Genomic DNA, 24,508 nt, shown 5'->3' with positions numbered 1-24,508 from the left:
TCCCCTGCCTCGTAACGATTTTTTGCATTAAAAACCCCGCAATCCATTATTTTTCACTCTAATGAGTGACATCCGCAAAGGCGCGCGGTCTAACACGGTGGTACACTTTCTGCTTTCCGCCCCACCGTGAAACTCAGGGCGTATTTTTATGATTCCATTGAATGGAATACACGCATTTGCATAAGAAATTGGATAGTCATTAAGTAGGGGTTCACATGCAGGGCACCAGAATTCATCTTATAGTTGGTGGGTTGCTATTGGCTGCAGCCAGTAGCAGCGTGCAGGCTGAAGCACTACAACCCGACCCTGCCTGGCAGCAGGGGGCGCTGGCCAACGGGTTTTCATGGCAGATTCTCGATACGCCGCAGCGGCCGAGTGACCGCGTTGAACTGCGGTTGATCGTCAATACCGGCTCTTTGGTGGAGTCTTCGCAGCAGACCGGCTTTGCCCATCTGCTGCCGCGGCTGGCGTTGGCGCGTAGCGAAAGCTTCACGGCCCCGCAGCTGCGCGCCCTGTGGCAGCAGAGCGTGGATAACGAGCGGCCGCTGCCGCCGGCTATCATCTCGTATGATTTCACCATGTATAACCTCAGCCTGCCGAACAACCGGCCCGACCTGCTGAAAGAAGCGCTGGCCTGGCTGGCAGATACCACCGGCAAACTGGCGATCGACGAGCATACGGTGCACGCGGTGATGAATTCAAGCATCAATCCGGTCGGCACTTTCCCGCCCAATACCCAAGATGTCTGGTGGCGTTACCGCCTGAAAGGCTCGACGCTGCTGGCGCACGATCCGGCGCAGCCGGCAAAACGGCCGGTCAACCTCGAGCAGTTGAAGAAATTCTATCAGCAGTGGTATACCCCGGACGCCATGACGCTGTTCGTGGTCGGCAAGGTTGACAGCCGCAGCCTGGGCGAGCAGATCAACAAGGCGTTCTCGCCGTTGCAGGGCAAACGTGAAACACCGGCCCCGATGCCGACCCTGACGCCGCTGCCACAGCAGCCTGTGAGCCTGATCAGCGAGCAGGTGAAACAGGATACGCTGTCGATCATGTGGGATTCGCCGTGGCATCCGATCCGCGATTCGCAGAGCTTGCTCCGTTACTGGCGTGGCGATCTCGCCCGCGAGGCGCTGTTCTGGCATCTTCAGCAGACGCTGGAAAAAAGCGACCAGAAGAGCCTGCATCTGGGCTTTGACTGCCGCGTGCAGTACCAGCGCGGGCAGTGCGCCATCCATCTGGATACGCCGAACAACAACCTGAACGGCAGCCTGGGCTTTATCGCTCGCGAGCTGGCCAACGTGCGTGACAACGGCCTGTCGAAAGAGGAATTCGATGCGCTGCTGGCGCAGAAAAACGATCAGCTGAGCAAGCTGTTCGCCACCTACGCCCGCACCGACACCGATGTGCTGATGAGCCAGCGCCTGCGTTCGCAGCAGAGCGGGGTGGTGGATATCGCGCCGGAGCTGTATCAGAAACTGCGCCAGGAATTCCTGTCCAGCCTGACGCTGGAGACGTTGAATCAGGCGCTGAAGCTGCAGCTGTCTCAGGAGGCGACGCTGGTGCTGATGCAGCCGAAAGGCGAGCCGGAAATGAGCATGAAGCAGCTGCAGGAAACTTATGACGGTATCATGATGCCGGCGCCGGCGGTGGTGACGGAAGAAGCCAAACCGGCCGACGCCGCGGTGGCTGCGCCGGCGACGGACGCCGGCGCGCAGTAATATCGCGACAGGGGGCTCAGGCCCCCTCAGTTGCGATACAGCACCTTGATGATGTGGTAACCGAACTGGGTTTTGACCGGGCCGTAAGGTTTGAGCAGCGGGATGCTGAACACCGCTTTATCGAACGCAGGCACCATCGCGCCCTTGTTGAATTCGCCCAGCGAGCCGCCGTTGCGTTTTGACGGGCAGCTCGAATATTTGCGCGCCAGCGTGTCGAAGCTGACGCCGCGCTTCAGCTTGGCCAGCAGCTCGTTGGCCAGCTTTTCATTGTCTACCAGAATGTGCAGGGCGCACGCCGTTTTTGCCATGGTATTGCCTTTGTCGATGCGAAAATTGCGCTGATTATACCCGCTAAATCTCATCGGCGCTTTCTGCTACAATTCCCTTCCACGTTTTACAGTCGAGCAAGCCAGCACCATGCGATTAAACCCCAGCCAACAACAAGCCGTCGAATTCGTTACCGGGCCCTGCCTGGTGTTGGCCGGTGCCGGTTCCGGCAAGACGCGCGTTATCACCAACAAGATAGCCCACCTTATCCATCATTGCGGCTATCAGGCGCGGCACATCGCCGCCGTGACCTTTACCAACAAAGCCGCGCGCGAGATGAAAGAGCGCGTGTCGCAAACCCTGGGGCGCAAAGAGGCGCGCGGGCTGATGATTTCCACCTTCCACACCCTGGGGCTGGAAATCATCAAGCGGGAATATGTGGCGCTGGGCATGAAGTCCAACTTCTCGCTGTTCGACGACCAGGATCAGCTGGCGCTGTTGAAAGAGCTGACCGAAAAGTGGCTGGAAAGCGATAAAACGCTGGTGGCGCAGCTGATTTCGACCATCTCCAACTGGAAAAACGACCTGATCGATCCCCAGCGCGCGGCGGAGCTGGCGCGCTCGGAGCGCGACAAGCTGTTCGCCCACTGCTACGGCCTGTACCACGCCCATATGCGGGCGTGCAACGTGCTGGACTTCGATGACCTGATCCTGTTGCCGACGCTGCTGTTGCAACGCAACGAAGAGGTGCGCGAACGCTGGCAGCAGCGCATCCGCTATCTGCTGGTGGATGAGTACCAGGATACCAACACCAGTCAGTACGAGCTGGTGAAGCTGCTGGTGGGCAACCGCGCGCGCTTTACCGTGGTGGGCGACGACGACCAGTCGATCTACTCCTGGCGCGGCGCGCGGCCGCAGAACCTGGTGCTGCTGAAGGAAGATTTCCCGGCGCTGCAGGTGATCAAGCTGGAACAAAACTACCGTTCCAGCGAGCGCATTCTGAAGGCGGCCAACATTCTGATCGCCAATAACCCGCACGTGTTTGAAAAGCGGCTGTTTTCCGAGCTGGGGTATGGCGAAGAGCTGAAGGTGGTGACCGCCAACAATGAGGATCACGAAGCCGAGCGGGTGGTGGGGGAGCTGATCGCCCACCACTTCGTGAAAAAGACCAATTACGGCGACTATGCGATCCTGTACCGCGGCAACCACCAGTCGCGGGTGTTTGAAAAGATGCTGATGCAGAACCGCATCCCGTACAAGATTTCCGGCGGCACGTCGTTCTTCTCTCGCCCCGAGATCAAGGATCTGCTGGCTTACCTGCGCGTGCTGACCAACCCGGAAGACGACAGCGCCTTCCTGCGCATCGTCAATACCCCCAAGCGCGAGATCGGCCCGGCGACGCTGCAGAAGCTTGGCGAGTGGGCCAACCAGCGCAACAAGAGTTTGTTCCATGCCAGCTTCGATCTGGGGCTGAGCCAGCATCTGACCGGGCGCGGGCTGGAATCGCTGCAGCGTTTCACCCACTGGCTGGGCGGCATCGCCCAGCAGGCGGAGCGTGAGCCGGTGGCGGCGGTGCGCGATCTGATCCGCGGCGTGGATTATGAGAGCTGGCTGTTTGAAACCTCGACCAGCCCGAAGGCCGCCGAAATGCGGATGAAAAACGTCAACACGCTGTTCGGTTGGATGACGGAAATGCTGGAAGGCAACGATCTGGACGAGCCGATGACGCTGACCCAGGTCGTGACGCGCTTTACCCTACGCGACATGATGGAACGCGGCGAAAGTGAAGAGGAGCTGGATCAGGTACAGCTGATGACGCTGCACGCCTCAAAGGGGCTGGAGTTCCCTTACGTGTTCCTGGTGGGCATGGAAGAGGGCCTGCTGCCGCACCAGAGCAGCATCGACGAAGACAATGTCGATGAAGAGCGGCGTCTGGCCTATGTGGGGATCACCCGCGCGCAAAAAGAGCTGATTTTCACCCTGTGCCGCGAGCGCCGTCAGTACGGCGAGCTGGTGCGGCCGGAGCCGAGCCGGTTCCTGCTGGAGCTGCCGCAGGACGATTTGGCGTGGGAAACCGAGCGCAAAGTGGTGAGCCCGCAGGAGCGGATGCAGAAGGGGCAGAGCCATCTGGCCAATATTCGCGCCCAGCTGGCCAAGGCCAAAGGCGGGAATTAAAAAGAAAGGGCGCTCATCGCGCCCTTGTCATGTCAACGTTGTTCTTCCAACCGCAGCGTCCAGTGGACGTAGCTCTGCCAGTGGCTTTCCTGCTCCAGCGCCTCGGCGCGCAGCGGATGCTGTTCCAGCCAACCCGGCGGCAAGATCACCGTCAGTTCATCGTCCTGATTGGCGCGTAACCGCACCGCCGGCAGCGTGTCGTCGCGACGGCGGCTGGCGAAGATGATCGCCAGGCGCAAAATGCGGCACAGGCGCTGCGCAGTGCGCGGCGGCAGGGCGTTTTGCTGGTTCAACAGCGACAGGTCGAGGGTGTTGCTCTGGTTTTGCAGCAGGGTGGCCAGCAGTTTTTTCTGCGCCGGGGTAAAGCCGGGTAAGTCCAGGTGGCGGATCAGGTAAGCGGCGTGTTGCGGCGCCTGTTTGAAATCGACGCTGAGGCCGAGTTCGTGAATCAGACTGGCGCTGTGCAACAGCTCGCGACATCGCGCATCCAACTGCCACTCGTTGGCGACTTGCTGCGAGAAGTTGGCGGCGAGCTGGCTGACGCGTTCGGCCTGCTCGGTGTCGATCAGGTAACGGCGCTGCAGGTTGCGGATGGTGCGGATGCGAATATCCTGCTCCACCGGCAGATGCAGCATGCCGTAAACCAGGCCTTCACGCAGCGCCCCGCCGGCCAGCATCATGCTCTCGATGCCCAGCTCCTGGAAAATGGCCAACAGAATGGACAGGCCGCTCGGGAACACCAGCGCGCGCTCCAGCGTCAACCCTTCGATCTCCAGTTCTTCCAGCTTGCCGCACTGAATGGCGCGCTGTTTCAGCTGGCGCAGTTTGGGCAGGGTGATGCGCTCATCCATGCCCTGCGCCACCATGATCTCCTGCAGCGCTTGCACGGTGCCGGAAGCGCCGACGCAGATCTGCCAACCTTGCTGGCGCAATTGCGGTGCGATCGGCCGCACCATGTCGCGCGCGGCCTGTTCGGCGCGCTCGAAGTTTTCTTGCCCGAGGTTGCGATCGCTGAAGTAGCGTTCCAGCCAGGTGACGCAGCCCATCGACAGGCTATACAGCTGCGTTGCCTGTGCGCCGGTGCCGGTGACCAGTTCGGTGCTGCCGCCGCCGATATCGACGACCAGCCGGCGATCCGGCCCGCCGGTGGTGTGCGCGACGCCGTGATAGATCAGCCGTGCCTCTTCTTCGCCGCTGATCACCTGTACCGGGCAGCCGAGGATTTGCTCGGCGGCCTGCAGGAACTCATCGGCGTTGGACGCCAGACGCAGCGTGGCGGTGGCGACGACGCGGATCTGCTCGCGCGGTATGTCCTGCAGGCGTTCGGAGAACAGCCGCAGGCACTGCCAGCCGCGTTGCATGGCCTCATGCGACAGGTGATTGTTCTGATCCAGCCCGGCCGCCAGGCGCACTTTGCGCTTGATCCGCGCCAGAGTCTGAATGCTGCCGGCCACCTCGCGTACGACCAACATGTGGAAGCTGTTGGAGCCGAGATCGATGGCAGCATAAAGCGTGCTGGAACTGAGCATGGCGATCAGCTCGAACGTTTACGGTTGTTGCGCGGCGCGCCGCCGCGACGAGGCGCGGAGTTGCGACGTGGGCCGTTGCCGCCGCGCGGGCGCGACAGGCGCTTCGGCGCCGGCAAATCGGTCAGCAGCGCATCGCTGTTGTACTTGCTCACCGGAATGCTGTGGTCGATATAGGTCTCGATCGCCGGCAGGTTGAGCGCATACTCTTCGCACGCCAGGCTGATGGAGTGGCCGCTGGCGCCTGCGCGGCCGGTACGGCCGATGCGGTGCACGTAGTCTTCGCAGTCGTCAGGCAGATCGTAGTTGAAGACGTGCGTGACGGAAGGGATGTGCAGACCGCGCGCGGCGACGTCGGTGGCGACCAGAATATCGAGGTTGCCTTTGGTGAAGTCGTCGAGGATGCGCAGGCGTTTTTTCTGCGCCACGTCGCCGGTCAGCAGGCCCACGCGGTGACCGTCGGCGGCCAGATGGCCCCAGATGTCTTCGCAGCGGTGCTTGGTGTTGGCGAAGATGATGGCGCGATCCGGCCACTCTTCTTCGATCAGCGTCTGCAGCAGGCGCATTTTTTCTTCGTTGGACGGGTAGAACAGCTCTTCTTTAATGCGGTGGCCGGTTTTCTGTTCCGGTTCCACTTCAACATATTCGGCGTTGTTCATCTGCTCGAAGGCCAGTTCGCGTACGCGATAGGACAGGGTAGCGGAGAACAGCATGTTCAGGCGTTGATCGGCCGCTGGCATGCGGCGGAACAGCCAACGGATGTCTTTGATAAAGCCAAGATCGTACATGCGATCGGCTTCATCCAGCACGACGACCTGCATCGCGCCGAGATCGACATAGTTCTGTTTGGTGTAATCGATTAAACGGCCGGTGGTGCCAATCAGAATGTCCACGCCGCTTTCCAGCACTTTCAGCTGCTTGTCGTAGCCGTCGCCGCCGTAGGCCAGGCCCAGTTTCAGGCCGGTGCTCTGGGAGAGCGCTTCCGCATCAGAGTGGATTTGCACCGCCAGTTCACGCGTAGGCGCCATGATCAAGGCGCGCGGCTGATTGGTCTGGCGATCCTGTTTCGCCGGGTGAGTCAGCAAATAGTGAAAAGTAGACGCCAAAAACGCCAGCGTCTTTCCGGTACCGGTTTGCGCCTGACCTGCAACGTCACGCCCGGAGAGCGTGAGCGGCAATGCTAACGCCTGGATGGGCGTGCAATTGTGAAACCCTTTTTTCTCAAGGGCTTCAAGGACTAACGGGTGCAGGGCGAAGTCGGAAAACTTCTGTTCGGTCAAGTGTGTTTTGCTCATAGTGTGGTAGAATATCAGCTAACTATTGCTTTACGAAAGCACATCCGTTGAAATAAACGCGGTGCAATAAAATCACCTTGAGTTGGTTAATGCTACACCAACAAGGTAGACATAATCCTGTGGAGTAGAACATGAGCGATAAAATTATTCACCTGACTGACAGCAGCTTCGAAGCTGACGTGCTGAAAGCGGAAGGGCCGATCCTGGTCGATTTCTGGGCTGAATGGTGTGGGCCGTGCAAGATGATTGCTCCGATTCTGGATGAGATTGCCGAAGAGTTCGAAGGCAAACTGACCATCACCAAGCTGAATATCGATCAGAACCCGGCTACCGCGCCTAAGTACGGTATCCGTGGCATCCCTACGCTGTTGCTGTTCAAGAACGGTGAAGTGGCCGCGACCAAGGTTGGCGCGTTGTCCAAAGGTCAGCTCAAAGATTTCCTGAACGCGAATCTGTAATCGGGCGGGAAGCCCAGTATCAGGCGCCTGGCGGTGATGTTCAATTCACCGCTAGACGCCTGCCAAGAAGCGTGTTAAGTTTAACCACACTGCATATAGAACTTGCCCGAAGTTTTAAATCTAAAGAGTTTGAATCTAAAGCTATACTCTGTGTCGAACCACTGGCGTTGAAAGTAAACTGAACTCAGCCCGTGTTTTGGCAATCAAACGGTTTTGCAAAAATCATTTTTAAGGTACCTTCGATCTTCAACCGTCAATGCGTGCGCCCGATGTAAGCCATTTCTTACCGCGACGGCTCTGCGCCCGGTGATCGAACGTCCAGTAAACAGGCACGCATTTCGCTGCCATACCATTCACGATACAAGTTCGAGACATACCCCGAGTTTAAGAACCCACCACTATGAATCTTACCGAATTAAAGAATACGCCGGTTTCTGAGCTGATTACTCTCGGCGAAAATATGGGGCTGGAAAACCTTGCCCGCATGCGCAAGCAGGACATTATCTTCTCCATTCTGAAGCAACATGCGAAAAGCGGAGAAGATATCTTCGGCGACGGCGTGCTCGAGATATTGCAGGATGGATTCGGTTTCCTCCGCTCTGGAGACAGTTCCTACCTCGCCGGTCCCGACGACATCTACGTATCCCCTAGCCAAATCCGCCGCTTCAACCTCCGCACTGGTGACACCATTTCCGGTAAGATTCGTCCGCCAAAAGAAGGCGAGCGCTATTTTGCCCTGTTGAAAGTCAACGAAGTCAACTACGACAAGCCGGAAAACGCCCGCAGCAAGATCCTGTTCGAGAACTTGACGCCGCTGCACGCCAATTCCCGTCTGCGGATGGAGCGCGGCAACGGCTCGACCGAAGATTTGACGGCGCGCGTACTGGATCTGGCGGCGCCGATTGGCCGCGGCCAACGTGGCCTGATCGTGGCACCGCCGAAAGCCGGTAAAACCATGCTGCTGCAGAACATCGCGCAGAGTATCGCCTACAACCACCCAGACTGCGTGCTGATGGTGCTGCTGATCGACGAACGTCCGGAAGAAGTGACCGAGATGCAGCGTCTGGTGAAGGGCGAAGTGATCGCCTCGACCTTCGACGAGCCGGCTTCGCGTCACGTGCAAGTGGCCGAAATGGTGATCGAGAAGGCCAAGCGCCTGGTTGAGCACAAGAAAGACGTGATCATTCTGCTCGACTCCATCACCCGTCTGGCGCGCGCCTACAACACCGTGGTACCGGCCTCTGGCAAGGTGCTGACCGGTGGTGTGGACGCCAACGCCCTACACCGTCCGAAGCGTTTCTTCGGTGCGGCGCGTAACGTGGAAGAGGGCGGCAGCCTGACCATCATCGCGACTGCGCTGGTTGATACCGGTTCGAAGATGGACGAAGTGATCTACGAAGAATTTAAAGGCACCGGCAACATGGAATTGCACCTGGCGCGTAAAATCGCCGAGAAACGCGTATTCCCTGCGATCGATTACAACCGTTCCGGTACCCGTAAAGAAGAGCTGCTCACCACCTCCGAAGAGCTGCAAAAAATGTGGATCCTGCGCAAAATCATTCACCCGATGGGTGAGATTGACGCGATGGAGTTCCTCATTAATAAGTTGGCGATGACCAAAACCAACGATGAATTCTTCGATATGATGAAACGCTCATAATTCGTTAAAAAATTCGCTGAACGCCACGCCTAGTCGTGGCGTTTTTCGCTTTTGGCGGATACGATAAGTAGCAGTAATGGAAAAGTAAGTTGTTTCCGCGACTTATTGAGAATTCATCTTGTTTGTCGGTCGGCGCTGCGTCGGTCGGCTTTGCTGCTGTCGTTTTGTCAGCCGATGCGAAGAAAATAGGCATGAATCACCGTTGTCATAGGAAATGACCGAAAGGTGGCGGGGGCCGATGGCACAAGCCTTAGCCCGTGGTAAGCTGCCTTATCTTCTACAGAGATCTGTTAACTGTGAACTTACTCACTATGAGTACTGAAATTCTATTTGTTTTCCTGTTTTCTTTGGCTTTTCTCTTTGTTGCCCGCAAGGCGGCAAAACGTATTGGTCTGGTAGATAAACCCAATTATCGCAAACGCCATCAGGGGCTGATTCCTCTGGTCGGCGGTATTTCCGTTTATGCCGGATTGTGTTTCGCATTTTGGATTTCCGAACAGCCTATCGCGCACGCCAAGCTTTACCTCACCTGCGCCGGCATTCTGGTGTTTGTGGGCGCGCTCGACGATCGTTTTGACATCAGCGTTAAGATCCGCGCCCTGGTGCAGGCGTTGGTCGGCATCGCCATGATGGTATTCGCCGGTTTGTATCTGCGCAGCTTCGGCCATGTGCTGGGCGACTGGGAGATGTTGCTGGGGCCATTCGGCTATTTGGTCACGCTATTCGCGGTATGGGCGGCGATCAACGCCTTCAACATGGTCGATGGCATTGATGGTCTGCTGGGGGGGCTGTCATGCGTTTCCTTCGGCGCGCTGGGTCTGTTGCTGTACCTGAGCGGTCACCATGAGATGGCGTTCTGGTGCTTTGCGATGATCGCCACCATCGTTCCCTATATTTTGCTCAACCTCGGCATCCTCGGCCGCCGTTATAAGGTGTTCATGGGGGACGCCGGCAGCACCCTGATCGGCTTTACCGCCATATGGCTACTGTTGCAAAGCTCGCAGGGCAAGGCACACTCGATTAACCCGGTGACCGCGCTGTGGATCATCGCTATTCCGCTGATGGACATGATAGCAATCATGTATCGTCGTTTACGCAAGGGGATGAGCCCCTTCTCTCCCGATCGTCAACATATCCACCACCTGATCATGCGCGCCGGCTTTACGCCGCGGCAGGCTTTCGTATTGATCACCCTGGCGGCCGCATTGCTGGCGGCGGTAGGCGTGATCGGTGAGCGCCTGACTTTTATCCCAGAGTGGGTTATGTTGGCATTATTCTTGCTTGCTTTCTTCCTGTACGGTTACTGCATCAAGCGCGCCTGGCGGGTTGCGCGGTACATTAAGCGTATCAAGCGTCGCCTGCGGCGTTCGAGCGATAACAAGCAAGTATCTTAACCAGAGGCTTTTTGGCTGTGATGAATCCAGAAACAACGTCTGACAAGCATACCCCGGCGGTGGATAACGAACTCGATATCCGCGGCCTGTGCTGCACCCTGTGGCGCGGCAAACCGTGGATTATCGGCATTGCGGTGCTGTTTGCGGCGGTCGCGTTGATCGTCTCTTATCTGGTTAAGCAAGAGTGGAGCGCGACCGCAATCACAGACAAACCCACGGTGAATGCGTTGGGCGGTTACTACTCCCAGCAGCAGTTCCTGCGTAATCTGGATGTGCGCACGCTGCCGGCGACGGCCGGCGATCAGCCGAGCATCGCGGATGAAGCGTACAATGAGTTCATCATGCAACTGGCGGCTTACGATACGCGTCGCGATTTCTGGCTGCAGAGCGAATACTACAAGCAACGTCAGGAAGGGGATGCCCGCGCCGATGCGGCGCTGCTCGATGAGCTGATCAACAACATCCTGTTCACGCCGCGCGACGACAAAAAAGTCCCGAACGACGGCGTGAAGCTGACGGCGGAAACCGCGGCGGACGCCAACCGCCTGCTGCGCCAATACGTGGCCTTCGCCAGCCACCGCGCTGCCCTGCACCTGAACGAAGAGATCCAGGGGGCGTGGGCCGCTCGTACCACCTCGATGAAGGCACAGGTCAAGCGCCAGGAAGCGGTCGCGGAGTCGGTTTACAAGCGCGAGCTGAACACCACGCAGCAGGCGTTGAAAATCGCCGAGAGCCAGGGGATCAGCCGTACGCAAACCGACACCCCGGCTGAGCAGTTGCCGGATTCGGATCTGTTCTTGCTGGGCCGGCCAATGCTGCAGGCGCGTCTGGAAGGCCTGCAGGCCTCCGGCCCGACCTATGACCTGGATTACGATCAGAACCGCGCAATGTTGGCGACGCTGAACGTTGGCCCGACGTTGGATGAGAAGTTCCAGACCTATCGTTATTTGCGCACGCCGGAAGAGCCGGTAAAACGCGACAGCCCGCGCCGGGTATTCTGGCTGATTCTGTGGGGCGCGATGGGCGCTTTGGTTGGCGCGGGTGTTGCCTTGGCGCGTCGGCCGCGTAGTTAAAAAATAATATAATAATCTGATGCAGGGCGCGTGAGCGCCCCATTCGCAGGCGGGGCCTGCGATTAACCGACCAAAAGAGATTCGCTGTGAAAGTGTTGACTGTTTTCGGCACCAGACCTGAAGCCATTAAAATGGCACCGCTGGTACATGCACTGGCCCAGGATGAGGCTTTTGAAGCAAGAGTCTGCGTAACGGCACAGCATCGTGAGATGTTGGATCAGGTATTGCGGTTGTTTGAGATCACGCCGGATTACGATCTGAACATCATGAAACCCGGCCAGGGGCTAACGGAAATCACCTGTCGCATCCTGGAAGGGTTGAAAGGGGTGCTGGAAGACTTCAAACCGGATGTGGTGCTGGTGCACGGCGATACCACTACCACGCTGGCGACCAGCCTGGCGGCGTTCTATCAACGCATCCCCGTTGGGCATGTCGAGGCCGGGCTGCGCACCGGCAATCTGTATTCTCCCTGGCCGGAAGAGGCCAACCGCAAACTGACCGGCCATCTGGCGATGTACCATTTCGCGCCAACCGAGAACTCGCGCCAAAACCTGTTGCGCGAGCTGCTGCCGGACAACCGTATTTTCGTGACCGGCAATACGGTGATCGACGCGTTGTTCTGGGTGCGCGACCGCGTGATGAGTGATGCTGCGCTGCGCGCTGGTCTGGCGCAGCGTTACCCATTCCTCGACGCCGACAAGAAACTGATCCTGGTCACCGGCCATCGCCGCGAAAGCTTTGGCGGCGGCTTTGAGCGAATTTGCAGCGCGCTGGCGGAGATCGCCAGCAATCACCCGGAAGTGCAGGTGGTGTATCCGGTGCATCTCAATCCAAACGTCAGTGAGCCGGTGAATCGCATTTTGAAAGGTATCGACAACGTCATGCTGATCGAACCGCAGGATTATTTGCCGTTTGTCTATCTGATGACTCACGCTTACATGATCCTGACCGACTCCGGCGGCATTCAGGAAGAGGCGCCCTCGTTAGGCAAGCCGGTGCTGGTGATGCGCGACACCACCGAGCGCCCTGAGGCGGTAGATGCGGGCACGGTGCGCCTGGTCGGCACCGATGTGGCCAAAATTGTTGAAGCGGTGACCCGGCTGTTGACGGACGAAAGCGAATATCACGCGATGAGCCGGGCGCACAACCCATACGGCGACGGGCATGCCTGTCAGCGTATCCTCGAAGCTTTAAAGAATCATCAGGTGACACTATGAGTTTTGACACTATTTCGGTTATCGGCCTGGGTTATATCGGCTTGCCAACGGCGGCGGCGTTTGCTTCCCGCAAGAAAAAAGTGGTGGGTGTAGATGTTAACCAACATGCGGTAGATACCATTAACCGCGGCGCGATCCACATCGTTGAGCCGGATCTGGACAAAGTGGTCAAGGCCGCCGTCGACGGCGGTTTCCTGCAGGCGGTGACCAAGCCGCTGGCGGCCGATGCATTCCTGATCGCGGTGCCTACGCCGTTCAAGGGCGATCACGAGCCGGATCTGGCCTATGTCGAAGCGGCGGCGAAATCGCTGGCGCCGGTGCTGAAAAAAGGCGATCTGGTGATCCTCGAGTCCACCTCGCCGGTGGGCGCCACCGAACAGATGGCGGAATGGCTGGCGCAGGCGCGCAGCGATCTCAGCTTCCCGCAGCAAGCGGGCGAAGCGGCGGACGTGAATATCGCCTACTGCCCGGAGCGCGTGCTGCCGGGGCAGGTGATGGTAGAGCTGATTCAAAACGACCGCGTGATCGGCGGCATGACGCCGAAGTGCTCGGAACGTGCCAGCGCGCTGTACAAGATTTTCCTCGAGGGCGAATGCGTGATCACCAACTCGCGCACTGCCGAGATGTGCAAGCTGACGGAAAACAGCTTCCGCGACGTGAATATCGCCTTTGCCAACGAATTGTCGTTGATCTGCGCCGAACAGGGGATCAACGTCTGGGAACTGATCCGGCTGGCGAACCGCCATCCGCGGGTGAATATTTTGCAGCCAGGGCCGGGCGTAGGTGGTCACTGCATCGCCGTCGATCCGTGGTTTATCGTGGCGCAAAATCCGCAGCAGGCGCGCCTGATCCACACCGCACGCCTGGTGAACGACGGAAAACCGCTGTGGGTGGTCGACCGGGTGAAAGCGGCGGTGGCCGATTGCCTGGCCGCCACCGATAAGCGCGCGTCCGAGGTGAAAATTGCCTGCTTCGGCCTGGCCTTCAAGCCGAATATCGACGATTTGCGTGAAAGCCCGGCGGTAGAAGTGGCGCACCTGATCGCCGAATGGCACGTCGGCGAAACGCTGGCGGTGGAACCGAACGTCGAACAGTTGCCGAAGTCGCTGGCGGGCCATGTGACGTTGACGCCAATCGCTGAGGCGTTGCAGCAGGCCGATGTGATCGTGATGTTGGTCGATCACCAACAGTTCAAGGCCATCCGGCCGGAAGATGTAAAACAAACATGGGTTGTTGATACCAAAGGAGTATGGCGTTGAAACGTATTTTAGTTACCGGTGGTGCCGGTTTTATTGGCTCCGCAGTTGTGCGGCACATCATTGAGGCCACCGGCGACAGCGTGGTGGTGGTGGATAAGCTGACCTATGCCGGTAACCTCGAGTCGCTGGCGGTGGTGGCTGAGAGCGAGCGCTATGCTTTCGAACAGGTCGACATCTGCGATCGTGCCGAGCTGGATCGGGTATTTGCCCAGTATCAGCCGGACGTGGTGATGCACCTGGCGGCGGAAAGCCACGTCGATCGTTCTATCGACGGCCCGGCGGCCTTTATCGAGACCAACGTGGTTGGCACTTACACGATGCTGGAGGCGGCGCGCCATTACTGGCAGCCGTTGGCGGCGGAGAAGAAGCTGGCTTTCCGTTTCCATCATATCTCCACCGACGAAGTGTACGGCGACCTGCACGGCACCGACGATCTGTTCACCGAAACCACGCCATATGCGCCGAGCAGTCCGTATTCCGCCTCCAAGGCGTCGAGCGATCATCTGGTGCGTGCTTGGTTGCGCACCTACGGTTTGCCGACCCTCGTGACCAACTGTTCGAACAACTACGGCCCTTATCACTTCCCAGAGAAGTTGATTCCGTTGGTGATCCTGAATGCGGTAGCCGGAAAACCGCTGCCGGTATATGGCAACGGCGCGCAGGTGCGTGACTGGTTATATGTCGAGGATCACGCGCGCGCGCTTTATCAGGTCGTGACCGAAGGCGTAGTAGGCGAAACTTACAATATTGGTGGCCATAACGAGCGCAAGAATATCGAAGTGGTGCAGACCATTTGCGATCTGCTGGAAGAACTGGCGCCCAACAAACCGCAGGGCGTGGCGAACTACCGCGATCTCATCATTTACGTGAAGGATCGCCCGGGCCACGATATGCGTTACGCCATCGACGCCGGCAAAATCGATCGTGAGTTGGGCTGGCGGCCGCAGGAAACCTTCGAAAGCGGCATTCGCAAGACGGTAGCCTGGTATTTGGCTAACGAAACCTGGTGGCGCCGGGTGCAAGACGGTTCTTATGCCGGCGAGCGTTTGGGGTTGTCAGATTAATTTAACGCCGCGTCGCTCTGCGGCGATGCGGCGGGTTTTGGAGTAAGTATGAAAGGTATTATTCTGGCCGGCGGTTCCGGCACGCGTCTGCATCCGATTACTCGTGGTGTGTCCAAGCAACTGCTGCCGATCTACGACAAACCGATGATCTATTATCCGTTGTCGGTGCTGATGCTGGCGGGGATCCGCGATGTTTTGATCATCTCGACCCCGGAAGATCTGCCGTCCTTCGAGCGTTTGTTGGGTAACGGCGAGCAGTTCGGCGTCAATCTCAGCTATGCGGTGCAGCCCAAGCCGGAAGGTCTGGCGCAGGCGTTTCTGATCGGCGAGGAGTTTATCAACGGCGATTCTTGCTGCCTGGTGCTGGGCGATAACATCTTCTTCGGCCAATCTTTCAGCCCGAAATTAAAAACGGTCGCGGCTCGCACCGAAGGCGCCACCGTGTTCGGTTATCAGGTCATGGATCCTGAACGCTTTGGCGTCGTGGAGTTTGACGACAACTTCCGCGCGCTGTCGATCGAAGAAAAGCCGAAGAAACCGAAATCCGATTGGGCGGTGACCGGCCTGTACTTCTACGATAGCCAGGTGGTGGAGTTTGCCAAGCAGGTGAAGCCTTCCGAACGCGGCGAGCTGGAAATCACCAGCATCAACCAGATGTATCTGGAGCGCGGTGAACTGACCGTCGAGCTGTTGGGGCGCGGTTTTGCCTGGTTGGACACCGGGACTCACGACAGTCTGCTGGAAGCCAGCAGCTTTGTGCAGACGGTAGAAAAGCGTCAGGGCTTTAAAATCGCCTGTCTGGAAGAGATTGCCTGGCGCAACGGTTGGTTGGATGACAAGGGGTTGAAACGCGCCGCTACCGCATTGTCCAAAACGGGCTACGGCAAGTATTTGCTGGATCTGCTGCATGCACGTCCACGCCACTATTGAGCCTTTGTCATGGGAAAGCGAGTTTTTCGCGCTAGACAGCGCGAAACTCAGCTTCTCCTCCTCGGCTCCGGCGCTTGCCGAAGCCGATCTGGCGGCTTATACCCTGGTGCAGGCCAAAGTCCCCGCTCAGCACCTTGCGTTGGCGGACGGCCTGGCTGACTTGGGGTTTCGCCTGGTTGAGGGCGAAGTCGATCTGGTTCTGGCTCTTGAGCACGATCACGCGGTTAAACCGGGTTCCGTCGCCCAGACTTCCCGCCTGGCGACAGAGGCCGATATCCCGGCATTGCGTGCCGCGGCGGCTCAGGCGTTCACCGTCAGCCGCTTTCGTACTCCCTGGTATCAACCTGATGACAGCGGACGGTTTTATGCTTTATGGATCGAAAAGGCCGTTCTGGGCACTTTCGATCATCAGTGCCTGTTGGCGCTGGACGAACGGGGGCAACCCGAAGGCTTTGTCAGCCTGCGTGACATTGGCGGCCAGGAAACGCGCATCGGCCTGTTGGCGGCTTTCCCCGGCGCATTCGGCCGGGGCGTGGGCGCCAGGCTGATGACGGCGGCGATCGCCGAATGTCGGCGGCAAGGAATGCAGCGCCTGCGGGTCGCGACCCAGGTAGGCAATATCGCCGCATTACGACTCTATCAACGACAGGGTGCCGTGATTGAAAGCACCGCGTACTGGTTATACAGAGGTAGACATGATTCCATTTAACGCTCCACCGGTTGTTGGCACTGAACTGGAATATATGCAGGCTGCCATGGGCAGCGGCAAATTGTGCGGCGACGGCGGTTTCACCCGTCGCTGCCAGCAGTGGATGGAACAGCGTTTCGGCAGCGCGAAAGTGTTGTTGACGCCTTCCTGCACCGCGTCGTTGGAAATGGCCGCCATCCTGCTGGATATTCAGCCGGGTGACGAAGTGATCATGCCGAGCTTTACCTTCGTTTCAACCGCCAACGCCTTTGTGCTGCGCGGCGCCAAAGTGGTGTTCGTCGACCTGCGTCCGGACACCATGAACATCGACGAAACCAAAATCGAAGCGGCGATCACCGATAAAACCCGCGCGATCGTACCGGTGCACTACGCCGGCGTCGCCTGCGAGATGGATACCATCATGGCGCTGGCGAAGAAATATAACCTGTTCGTAGTGGAAGACGCCGCGCAGGGCGTGATGTCGACCTACAAAGGCAAGGCATTGGGCACCATCGGCCATATCGGCTGCTTCAGCTTCCATGAAACCAAAAACTACACCGCCGGCGGCGAAGGCGGCGCGACGCTGGTGAACGATCCGGCCCTGATCGATCGGGCGGAAGTCATCCGCGAGAAGGGCACCAACCGCAGCCAGTTCTTCCGTGGCCAGGTCGATAAATATACCTGGCGCGATATCGGTTCCAGCTATCTGATGTCTGACCTGCAGGCCGCTTACCTGTGGGGCCAGCTGGAAGTGGCGGAACGCATCAACCAGCGCCGTTTGGCACTGTGGCAGAAGTACTACGACAGCTTCCTGTCGTTGGCGAAGGCCGGCCGCATCGAACTGCCGAGCATCCCAGCCGACTGCGTGCATAACGCGCACATGTTCTATATCAAGTTGCGTGATATCGAAGAGCGCACGGCCTTTATCGACTACCTGAAGGAAGCCGAAATCATGGCCGTGTTCCACTATATTCCGCTGCATGACTGCCCGGCCGGTGAACGCTTTGGCCGCTTTGCCGGCGAAGATCGTTACACCACGCAGGAAAGCGCGCGTCTGGTGCGCTTGCCGCTGTTCTACAATATGTCTGATGTCAATCAGCGTACGGTAATCAATACCATCCTGAGCTTCTTTGCCTGATATGTCGTTGGCAAAAGCATCGATATGGACTGCCGGCTCCACGCTGATCAAAATCGGCGTGGGGCTGTTGGTGGTGAAACTGCTGGCGGTGGCGTTTGGCCCCAGCGGGGTGGGGCAGGCGGGTAACTTCCGCCAGTTGATTACCGTGCTGGGCGTGCTGTCCGGCGCGGGCATTTTTAACGGCATCACCAAATACGTGGCGGAGTACCATCAGGATCCGCAGCGTTTGCGCCTGGCGGTCGGCACCGCGTCGAGCATCGTGCTGGGCTTTTCGACCTTGCTGGCGCTGGTGTTTCTGTTCGCCGCCGAACCGATCAGCATCGGGCTGTTCGGGCATGCCGATTACGTCGGCGTGGTGCGCGCCGTCGCTTTCATTCAGATGGGCATCGCCTACGCCAACCTGTTCATGGCGGTGCTGAAAGGCTATCGCGACGCGATGGGCAATGCGCTGGCGGTGATCGGTGGCAGCCTGATTGGCGTGGTGGCTTATTACCTGTGCTTCAAGCTGGGGGGCTATGAAGGCGCGCTGGCGGGGCTGGCGCTGGTGCCGGCGTTGGTGGTGTTGCCTGCCGGGCTGATGCTGTGGCGGCGCAAAACGTTGCCGTTGCGCTATCTGGCGCCGCGTTGGGACAAACTCGTGGCCGGCAACCTCGGCAAATTCACCCTCATGGCGTTGATCACCTCGGTGACGCTGCCGGTGGCTTACGTGATGATGCGTAACCTGCTGGCCGCGCATTACGGTTGGGATGAGGTGGGGATTTGGCAGGGCGTCAGCAGCATTTCCGATGCCTATCTGCAGTTCATCACCGCCTCGTTTACCGTCTATCTGCTGCCGACGCTGTCGCGGCTGACGGACAAGGGCGCCATCTCGCGGGAGATCGTGCGCTCGTTGAAATTCGTGCTGCCGGCGGTAGCGGCGGCGAGCTTTACGGTGTGGCTGCTGCGTGATTTCGCCATCTGGCTGTTGTTCTCGGACAAATTCGTCGCCATGCGCGATCTGTTTGCCTGGCAGCTGGTGGGCGACGTGCTGAAAGTCGGGGCCTATGTGTTCGGCTATTTGGTGATCGCCAAAGCGTCGCTGCGCTTTTATATCCTGACGGAAGTCAGCCAGTTTCTGCTGCTGACGCTGTTCTCGCACTGGCTGATCCCGCTGCATGGCGCGCTGGGAGCGGCTCAGGCCTATATGGCAACCTACATCGTGTATTTCGCGCTCTGTAGCTGCGTGTTTCTTATTTATCGTAGACGAGTATGACCACACTGATTCACGTTCTGGGATCCGATATCCCGCATCATAACCAGACGGTGCTGCGCTTCTTCAATGACGTGCTGGCGCCGCGTCTGCCGGCTGAGCAGACGCGGCATTTTATGGTGGCGGCCAAGGATGTGGCGGCACTGGGAGATTTCCCCGCCCTGAACATTGAGCCCTACGCGGATAAGAAAAGCCTGGCGGCGGCGGTCATCGCCCGCGCCCAGGCCGATCGCGCTGCGCGCTTCTTCCTACACGGCCAGTTTAATCCGGGGCTGTGGTTGGCGCTGCTGAGCGGCAAGATCAAGGCGCGTCAGGTCAGTTGGCATATTTGGGGCGCCGATCTGTATGAAGACGCCGCCAGCTGGAAATTCCGGCTGTTCTATCTGCTGCGCCGCATTGCGCAGGGGCGGGTAGGGAATGTGTTTGCTACCCGTGGCGACGTGATTCACTACCAGCAGCGCCATGCGCGGGTGCCGGCCTCGCTGCTGTACTTCCCGACCCGCATGGATCCGGCGCTGACCGACGTTCACGTCGAGAAAAACCTGGCCGGGCCGATGACGATTCTGGTGGGCAACTCCGGCGATCGCAGCAATCGGCATATCGAAGCGCTGCAGGCGATTCATCAGCAGTTCGGCGCCGACGTGCGCGTGATCCTGCCGATGGGTTATCCGGCCAACAACGATGCTTACATCGAGCAGGTGCGCGCCGCCGGATTGCCGCTGTTCGGCGAGAAAAACCTGCAGCTGCTCACGCAGCAGGTGGCGTTTGAGGACTACCTCAATATTCTGCGCGCCTGCGATCTCGGCTATTTCATTTTCAATCGCCAGCAGGGGATTGGCACCCTGTGCCTGCTGATTCAGTTCGGCGTGCCTTTCGTGCTCAGCCGGCAGAACCCGTTCTGGCAGGATTTGGCGGAACAGCACCTGCCGGTGCTGTTCTACGGCGACTCGCTCGACGAGGCGGTGGTGCGCGAAGCGCAGCGTCAGCTGGCGGCGGTGGATAAACAGGCGATCGCCTTCTTCAATCCGAACTATGTTGACGGCTGGCAGCAAGCCCTGGCGTTGGCAGCGGGAGAGCATTCATGACGTTGGCGCAATTCGGCGGCCTGTTTGTCGTCTATCTGGTCAGCCTGACGTTTATCCTGACGCTGACCTACCAGGAGTTTCGGCGCGTGCGCTTTAACTTCAACGTCTTCTTCTCGCTGCTGTATTTGCTGACGTTCTATTTCGGCTTCCCGTTAACCTGCCTGCTGGTGTTTCAGTTTGACGTCGAGGTGGTGCCGGTGGAGTTTCTGCTGTACGCCCTGCTGTCGGCGACGGCGTTTTACGCCATCTATTACGTCACCTACAAGACCCGGCTGCGCAAGCGCCGTACTCAGCCGCGCGCGGCGCTGTTTACCATGAACCGGGTAGAGACTCATATGACCTGGGTGCTGCTGGCGCTGGTGGCGATCGGTACCGTGGGCATCTTCTTCATGCAGAACGGCTTCCTGCTGTTCAAGCTCAATTCCTACAGCCAGATCTTCTCCAGCGACGTGTCCGGCGTGGCGCTCAAGCGGTTCTTCTACTTCTTCATTCCGTCGATGCTGGTGGTCTATTTCCTGCGGCAGGATCTGCGCGCCTGGTTCTTGTTCCTGGTGGCGACGGTGGCGTTCGGCATTCTGACTTACGTGATCGTCGGCGGCACCCGTGCCAACATTATCATCGCTTTCGCGCTGTTCCTGTTTATCGGCATCGTGCGCGGCTGGATCACGCTGTGGATGCTGGCGGCGGCGGGCATATTCGGCGTGGTCGGCATGTTCTGGCTGGCGTTGAAGCGCTATAGCCTGGACGTCAGCGGCGCGGAAGCGTTTTATACCTTCCTCTATCTGACCCGCGATACCTTCTCGCCGTGGGAAAACCTGGCGCTGCTGCTGCAAAATTACGACAAGATCGATTTCCAGGGCCTGGCGCCGATCTTGCGTGATTTCTACGTCTTTATCCCAACCTGGCTATGGCCGGGCCGGCCGGACGTGGTGCTGAACTCCGCCAACTATTTCACCTGGGAAGTGCTGAACAACCACTCCGGGCTGGCGATTTCGCCGACGCTGATCGGTTCGCTGGTGGTGATGGGCGGCGCGCTGTTTATCCCGATCGGCGCGATTCTGGTGGGCATGATCATCAAGTGGTTCGACTGGCTGTATGAGCTGGGCAAAACCGAGCCGAACCGCTATAAGGCGGCCATTTTGCAGGGGTTCTGCTTTGGCGCGGTGTTCAACATGATCGTGTTGGCGCGCGAAGGGGTGGACTCATTCGTGTCGCGCGTGGTGTTCTTCTGCATTATTTTCGGCGCCTGTCTGGTGCTGGCGAAGTTGCTGTATTGGCTGTTCGATACCGCCGGGCTGATCAAGGCCAGAGTGACGCGTGCCCGCGCGCTGGCGTCTCCGCCTCGGGCCAACGGTCTTTTGTAAGGGTAATGAGAACGATGGAAACAAAGATTTCGGTGCCGCAGTATGAGCTGCGCGGTTTCAGCCTGTGGGGCTTTCGCGATATGGCGCATTGCATGGACTTTCTGTTCGACGGCGGCCGGGTCAAACAGGGCACGCTGGTGGCGATGAACGCGGAAAAGATCCTGAAGGCGGAAGAGGACCAGGCGCTGCATGCGTTGCTGGATGAAGCGGAGTACAAGTACGCCGACGGCATCAGCATGGTGCGCTCAATCCGCCGCAAATACCCGGCGGCGGATGTGTCGCGCGTCGCGGGCGCCGATCTGTGGGAAGCCTTGATGCAGCGCGCCGGCCGCGAAGGCACGCCGGTCTTCCTGGTCGGCGGCAAGCCGGAAGTCTTGGCGGAAACCGAGCAAAAGCTGCGCAGCCAGTGGAATGTCAACCTGGTGGGCAGCCAGGACGGCTATTTCAAACCGGATCAACGAGAGGCGCTGTTCGAACGTATTCGCGCCAGCGGCGCCGCTATTGTGACGGTGGCGATGGGATCGCCGAAGCAGGAGCTCCTGATGCGCGACTGCCGCAAGGTGTATCCGCAGGCGCTGTATATGGGCGTGGGCGGCACCTACGACGTCTTTACCGGGCATGTGAAGCGTGCGCCCAAGGTGTGGCAGAACCTCGGTCTGGAATGGCTCTACCGCCTGCTCAGCCAACCCAGCCGCATCGGCCGACAGTTGAAGCTGTTGAAGTTTGTCGGCTACTACTACAGCGGCAAGATGTAACCCCTCATCCGGGGTGGAAAGTGCTGTTCCGCTCCGGACTGCTGTACCAATAATCTGCTTTTGCGCGTTTCTCCCGCATATCTATAACCCTCGGCCCTAAACGCCGCCGCATTTATTCCATAAAGTTTTAAATTGCGGTTTGCTTATAGCGGCGAAATGCGAAACGATACCGCCCGGAAATTATCCCTGGCCGCTGAAGCCTGATGCGACAGCGCTGAACGATGTTCTTCTCACGGTAACTTCGCTCCGACTACCCGTTGATGCCAACTCGAACGGCAGGGGATGATTTATTCTTTTAATAATGACAATAACGACCGGCAGCGGCCGGCAGGCAAACACAACCCGAGAAAAACTATTGAGGATTTATGGCACACAAAGAGAAACCGCAAGGGCTACACCGAGGCCTTGAGGCCCGGCACATCGAGCTTATCGCTCTCGGGGGCACCATCGGTGTCGGCCTGTTTATGGGATCGGCCAGTACGCTGAAATGGGCGGGGCCGTCGGTACTGCTGGCTTACATCATCGCCGGGCTGTTCGTATTCTTCATTATGCGTTCGATGGGGGAGATGCTGTTCCTTGAGCCGGTCGCCGGGTCGTTCGCCGTTTACGCGCACAAGTACATGAATCCCTATTTCGGCTACCTGACCGCCTGGGGCTACTGGTTTATGTGGATCGCCGTCGGCATTTCGGAGATCACCGCCATCGGGGTGTATGTGCAGTTCTGGTTCCCGGAAATACCGCAGTGGGTTCCCGCGCTGATCGCCGTGGCGATGGTGGCGCTGGCCAACCTGGCGGCGGTACGTCTGTACGGTGAGCTGGAGTTCTGGTTCGCCATGATCAAGGTCACCACCATCATCGTGATGATTCTGGTGGGGCTGGGGGTGATCTTCTTCGGTTTCGGCAACGGCGGTGAACCTATCGGTTTCGCCAATCTGACGGCGCACGGCGGCTTCTTTGCCGGCGGCTGGAAGGGCTTCCTGTTTGCGCTGTGCATCGTGGTGGCGTCCTATCAGGGGGTTGAGCTGGTGGGCATCACCGCCGGGGAAGCCAAAAACCCGCAAGTGACGTTGAAACGCGCGATCAACAATATCCTGTGGCGCATCCTGATCTTCTATGTCGGCGCGATCTTCGTCATCGTGACCATCTTCCCGTGGAACGGCATCGGCACCACCGGCAGCCCGTTCGTGCTGACCTTCGCCAAGATCGGCATCGTCGCCGCCGCCGGCATCATCAACTTCGTGGTACTGACCGCCGCGCTTTCCGGCTGCAACAGCGGCATGTACAGCGGCGGCCGCATGCTGTACGCCCTGGCCAAGAATCGCCAACTGCCGGCGGCGCTGACCAAGCTTTCCGCCAGCGGCGTGCCGGTCAACTGCATCGCCGTCACCATTGGCTGCCTGTTGGTGGGCTCCGCGCTGAACTACATCATCCCTAATCCGGAGCAGGTGTTCGTCTATGTCTACAGCGCCAGCGTGTTGCCGGGCATGGTGCCGTGGTTCGTGGTGCTGATCAGCCAGCTCTATTTCCGCCGCGCGCACAAGGAAGCGATCAAAAACCACAGTTTTAAGTCGATCATGTTCCCGTATGTGAACTATCTGACCATCGCTTTTCTGGTTTGCGTGCTGGTCGGCATGGGAATCAACCCGGATACGCGAATTTCCCTGCTGGTCGGGGCGATTTTCTTAGCGGGCGTCAGCCTGTGCTACTTCGCTTTCGGCATGCATAAGAAACATCATCCGGCTGAAAATCGGGTAGAAACACGGCAATAAACGGTGAAAAGGGGCTGCGGAGTGCGCTTTCCTGCGCAGGAGTGAGCAAAGCGTAATCAAACGCAACATTTCTGCGAAAAAGCACTAGACAGGATTGGCGTAAATCCGTAGTATCCCCTCCCGCAACGGCGCTACGCGCCCGTAGCTCAGCTGGATAGAGCGCTGCCCTCCGGAGGCAGAGGTCTCAGGTTCGAATCCTGTCGGGCGCGCCATTAAGTTTGTGCGCAGGAGCTGCGGTGGTAATATTACCGCGTGAGTAAGAAGAAGTAGTAATGGTGGCTATAGCTCAGTTGGTAGAGCCCTGGATTGTGATTCCAGTTGTCGTGGGTTCGAGTCCCATTAGCCACCCCACTTCCTGATGAAGTGAAGATTTAGCAGTATTTTGTGACAGTGCGAAGGTGGCGGAATTGGTAGACGCGCTAGC

General features: G+C 58.6%; 20 protein-coding genes and 2 tRNA genes. 19 read left to right on the top strand and 3 right to left on the bottom strand.

Annotated features, from left to right (window positions below):
* The first annotated feature begins 215 nt into the window (after nucleotides 1–215).
* Nucleotides 216–1,718, top strand: coding sequence for a M16 family metallopeptidase (locus tag ADK28_RS18645; protein WP_033639025.1), 1,503 nt, complete (start codon nucleotides 216–218; stop codon nucleotides 1,716–1,718).
* A 26-nt stretch (nucleotides 1,719–1,744) separates the two neighbouring features.
* Here ADK28_RS18645 and ppiC read toward each other — a convergent pair whose 3' ends face one another.
* Nucleotides 1,745–2,026, bottom strand: a complete 282-nt coding sequence (gene ppiC / locus ADK28_RS18640) for a peptidylprolyl isomerase PpiC (RefSeq protein WP_004934175.1) — start codon at nucleotides 2,024–2,026, stop codon at nucleotides 1,745–1,747.
* Between the two features lie 109 nt (nucleotides 2,027–2,135).
* On the opposite strand from ppiC, the gene rep reads away from it, so the two are divergent.
* Nucleotides 2,136–4,160 (top strand): DNA helicase Rep, encoded by a 2,025-nt coding sequence (rep, locus tag ADK28_RS18635; RefSeq protein ID WP_004934177.1) that lies wholly within the window; start codon nucleotides 2,136–2,138, stop codon nucleotides 4,158–4,160.
* A gap of 32 nt (nucleotides 4,161–4,192) precedes the next feature.
* Here the strand turns inward: rep and ppx are convergent, their stop codons facing one another.
* Entirely contained in the window at nucleotides 4,193–5,689 is a 1,497-nt protein-coding gene (gene ppx / locus ADK28_RS18630) for an exopolyphosphatase (RefSeq protein ID WP_016929512.1), read from the bottom strand.
* 5 nt (nucleotides 5,690–5,694) lie between these two features.
* Entirely contained in the window at nucleotides 5,695–6,981 is a 1,287-nt protein-coding gene (gene rhlB, locus ADK28_RS18625) for an ATP-dependent RNA helicase RhlB (RefSeq protein ID WP_015376249.1), read from the bottom strand.
* Between the two features lie 131 nt (nucleotides 6,982–7,112).
* Here rhlB and trxA point away from each other — a divergent pair, with 131 nt between their 5' ends.
* The 17 genes from trxA to ADK28_RS18540 all read left to right on the top strand — a co-directional run bounded on the left by trxA (nucleotide 7,113) and on the right by ADK28_RS18540 (nucleotide 24,435).
* The gene (gene trxA / locus ADK28_RS18620) at nucleotides 7,113–7,439 is read left to right on the top strand and encodes a thioredoxin TrxA (RefSeq protein ID WP_004934187.1); all 327 of its coding nucleotides are present in this window, start codon (nucleotides 7,113–7,115) and stop codon (nucleotides 7,437–7,439) included.
* A gap of 400 nt (nucleotides 7,440–7,839) precedes the next feature.
* The gene (gene rho / locus ADK28_RS18615; protein WP_004934188.1) at nucleotides 7,840–9,099 is read left to right on the top strand and encodes a transcription termination factor Rho; all 1,260 of its coding nucleotides are present in this window, start codon (nucleotides 7,840–7,842) and stop codon (nucleotides 9,097–9,099) included.
* A 296-nt stretch (nucleotides 9,100–9,395) separates the two neighbouring features.
* The gene (wecA, locus tag ADK28_RS18610) at nucleotides 9,396–10,493 is read left to right on the top strand and encodes a UDP-N-acetylglucosamine--undecaprenyl-phosphate N-acetylglucosaminephosphotransferase (protein ID WP_049233749.1); all 1,098 of its coding nucleotides are present in this window, start codon (nucleotides 9,396–9,398) and stop codon (nucleotides 10,491–10,493) included.
* Nucleotides 10,494–10,513: 20 nt separating this feature from the next.
* Entirely contained in the window at nucleotides 10,514–11,566 is a 1,053-nt protein-coding gene (gene wzzE, locus ADK28_RS18605; RefSeq protein ID WP_033639024.1) for an ECA polysaccharide chain length modulation protein, read from the top strand.
* An 86-nt stretch (nucleotides 11,567–11,652) separates the two neighbouring features.
* The gene (wecB, locus tag ADK28_RS18600; RefSeq protein ID WP_048796352.1) at nucleotides 11,653–12,783 is read left to right on the top strand and encodes a non-hydrolyzing UDP-N-acetylglucosamine 2-epimerase; all 1,131 of its coding nucleotides are present in this window, start codon (nucleotides 11,653–11,655) and stop codon (nucleotides 12,781–12,783) included.
* Entirely contained in the window at nucleotides 12,780–14,042 is a 1,263-nt protein-coding gene (wecC, locus tag ADK28_RS18595) for a UDP-N-acetyl-D-mannosamine dehydrogenase (protein ID WP_048796351.1), read from the top strand. The genes wecB and wecC overlap by 4 nt, the downstream gene beginning before the upstream one ends.
* Complete coding sequence (gene rffG / locus ADK28_RS18590; protein WP_181817238.1) at nucleotides 14,033–15,106, top strand: dTDP-glucose 4,6-dehydratase; 1,074 nt, start codon at nucleotides 14,033–14,035, stop codon at nucleotides 15,104–15,106. Before wecC ends, rffG begins: the two co-directional genes overlap by 10 nt.
* Nucleotides 15,107–15,154: 48 nt before the next feature.
* Nucleotides 15,155–16,036: a glucose-1-phosphate thymidylyltransferase RfbA gene (rfbA, locus tag ADK28_RS18585; RefSeq protein WP_048796350.1), complete on the top strand. Its 882-nt coding sequence runs from the start codon at nucleotides 15,155–15,157 to the stop codon at nucleotides 16,034–16,036.
* Nucleotides 16,014–16,745 carry a dTDP-4-amino-4,6-dideoxy-D-galactose acyltransferase gene (rffC, locus tag ADK28_RS18580; RefSeq protein WP_048796349.1) on the top strand — a complete coding sequence of 244 codons (732 nt, stop codon included), beginning with the start codon at nucleotides 16,014–16,016 and terminating at the stop codon, nucleotides 16,743–16,745. The genes rfbA and rffC overlap by 23 nt, the downstream gene beginning before the upstream one ends.
* Entirely contained in the window at nucleotides 16,732–17,862 is a 1,131-nt protein-coding gene (gene rffA, locus ADK28_RS18575) for a dTDP-4-amino-4,6-dideoxygalactose transaminase (RefSeq protein ID WP_033639019.1), read from the top strand. The genes rffC and rffA overlap by 14 nt, the downstream gene beginning before the upstream one ends.
* Before the next feature lies 1 nt (nucleotide 17,863).
* Entirely contained in the window at nucleotides 17,864–19,114 is a 1,251-nt protein-coding gene (gene wzxE / locus ADK28_RS18570; RefSeq protein ID WP_033639018.1) for a lipid III flippase WzxE, read from the top strand.
* Nucleotides 19,111–20,196: a TDP-N-acetylfucosamine:lipid II N-acetylfucosaminyltransferase gene (locus tag ADK28_RS18565; RefSeq protein WP_048796348.1), complete on the top strand. Its 1,086-nt coding sequence runs from the start codon at nucleotides 19,111–19,113 to the stop codon at nucleotides 20,194–20,196. Before wzxE ends, ADK28_RS18565 begins: the two co-directional genes overlap by 4 nt.
* The gene (gene wzyE, locus ADK28_RS18560; RefSeq protein WP_048796347.1) at nucleotides 20,193–21,560 is read left to right on the top strand and encodes an ECA oligosaccharide polymerase; all 1,368 of its coding nucleotides are present in this window, start codon (nucleotides 20,193–20,195) and stop codon (nucleotides 21,558–21,560) included. Before ADK28_RS18565 ends, wzyE begins: the two co-directional genes overlap by 4 nt.
* 14 nt (nucleotides 21,561–21,574) lie before the next feature.
* The gene (gene wecG / locus ADK28_RS18555; RefSeq protein WP_048796346.1) at nucleotides 21,575–22,315 is read left to right on the top strand and encodes a lipopolysaccharide N-acetylmannosaminouronosyltransferase; all 741 of its coding nucleotides are present in this window, start codon (nucleotides 21,575–21,577) and stop codon (nucleotides 22,313–22,315) included.
* A gap of 365 nt (nucleotides 22,316–22,680) precedes the next feature.
* Nucleotides 22,681–24,084 carry a bifunctional threonine/serine APC transporter ThrP gene (thrP, locus tag ADK28_RS18550; RefSeq protein ID WP_004934226.1) on the top strand — a complete coding sequence of 468 codons (1,404 nt, stop codon included), beginning with the start codon at nucleotides 22,681–22,683 and terminating at the stop codon, nucleotides 24,082–24,084.
* Nucleotides 24,085–24,219: 135 nt separating this feature from the next.
* Nucleotides 24,220–24,296, top strand: a tRNA-Arg gene (locus ADK28_RS18545).
* A 63-nt stretch (nucleotides 24,297–24,359) separates the two neighbouring features.
* Nucleotides 24,360–24,435, top strand: a tRNA-His gene (locus tag ADK28_RS18540).
* Nucleotides 24,436–24,508 lie beyond the last annotated feature (73 nt).

Origin of the sequence: Serratia sp. 506_PEND, from assembly GCF_001076875.1 — a bacterium.
In the GTDB taxonomy this organism is placed as follows: Bacteria; Pseudomonadota; Gammaproteobacteria; order Enterobacterales; family Enterobacteriaceae; genus Serratia; species Serratia marcescens.
Note: the sequence above shows the minus strand (reverse complement) of the source record. Positions and strands in the feature narration are given on the sequence as shown.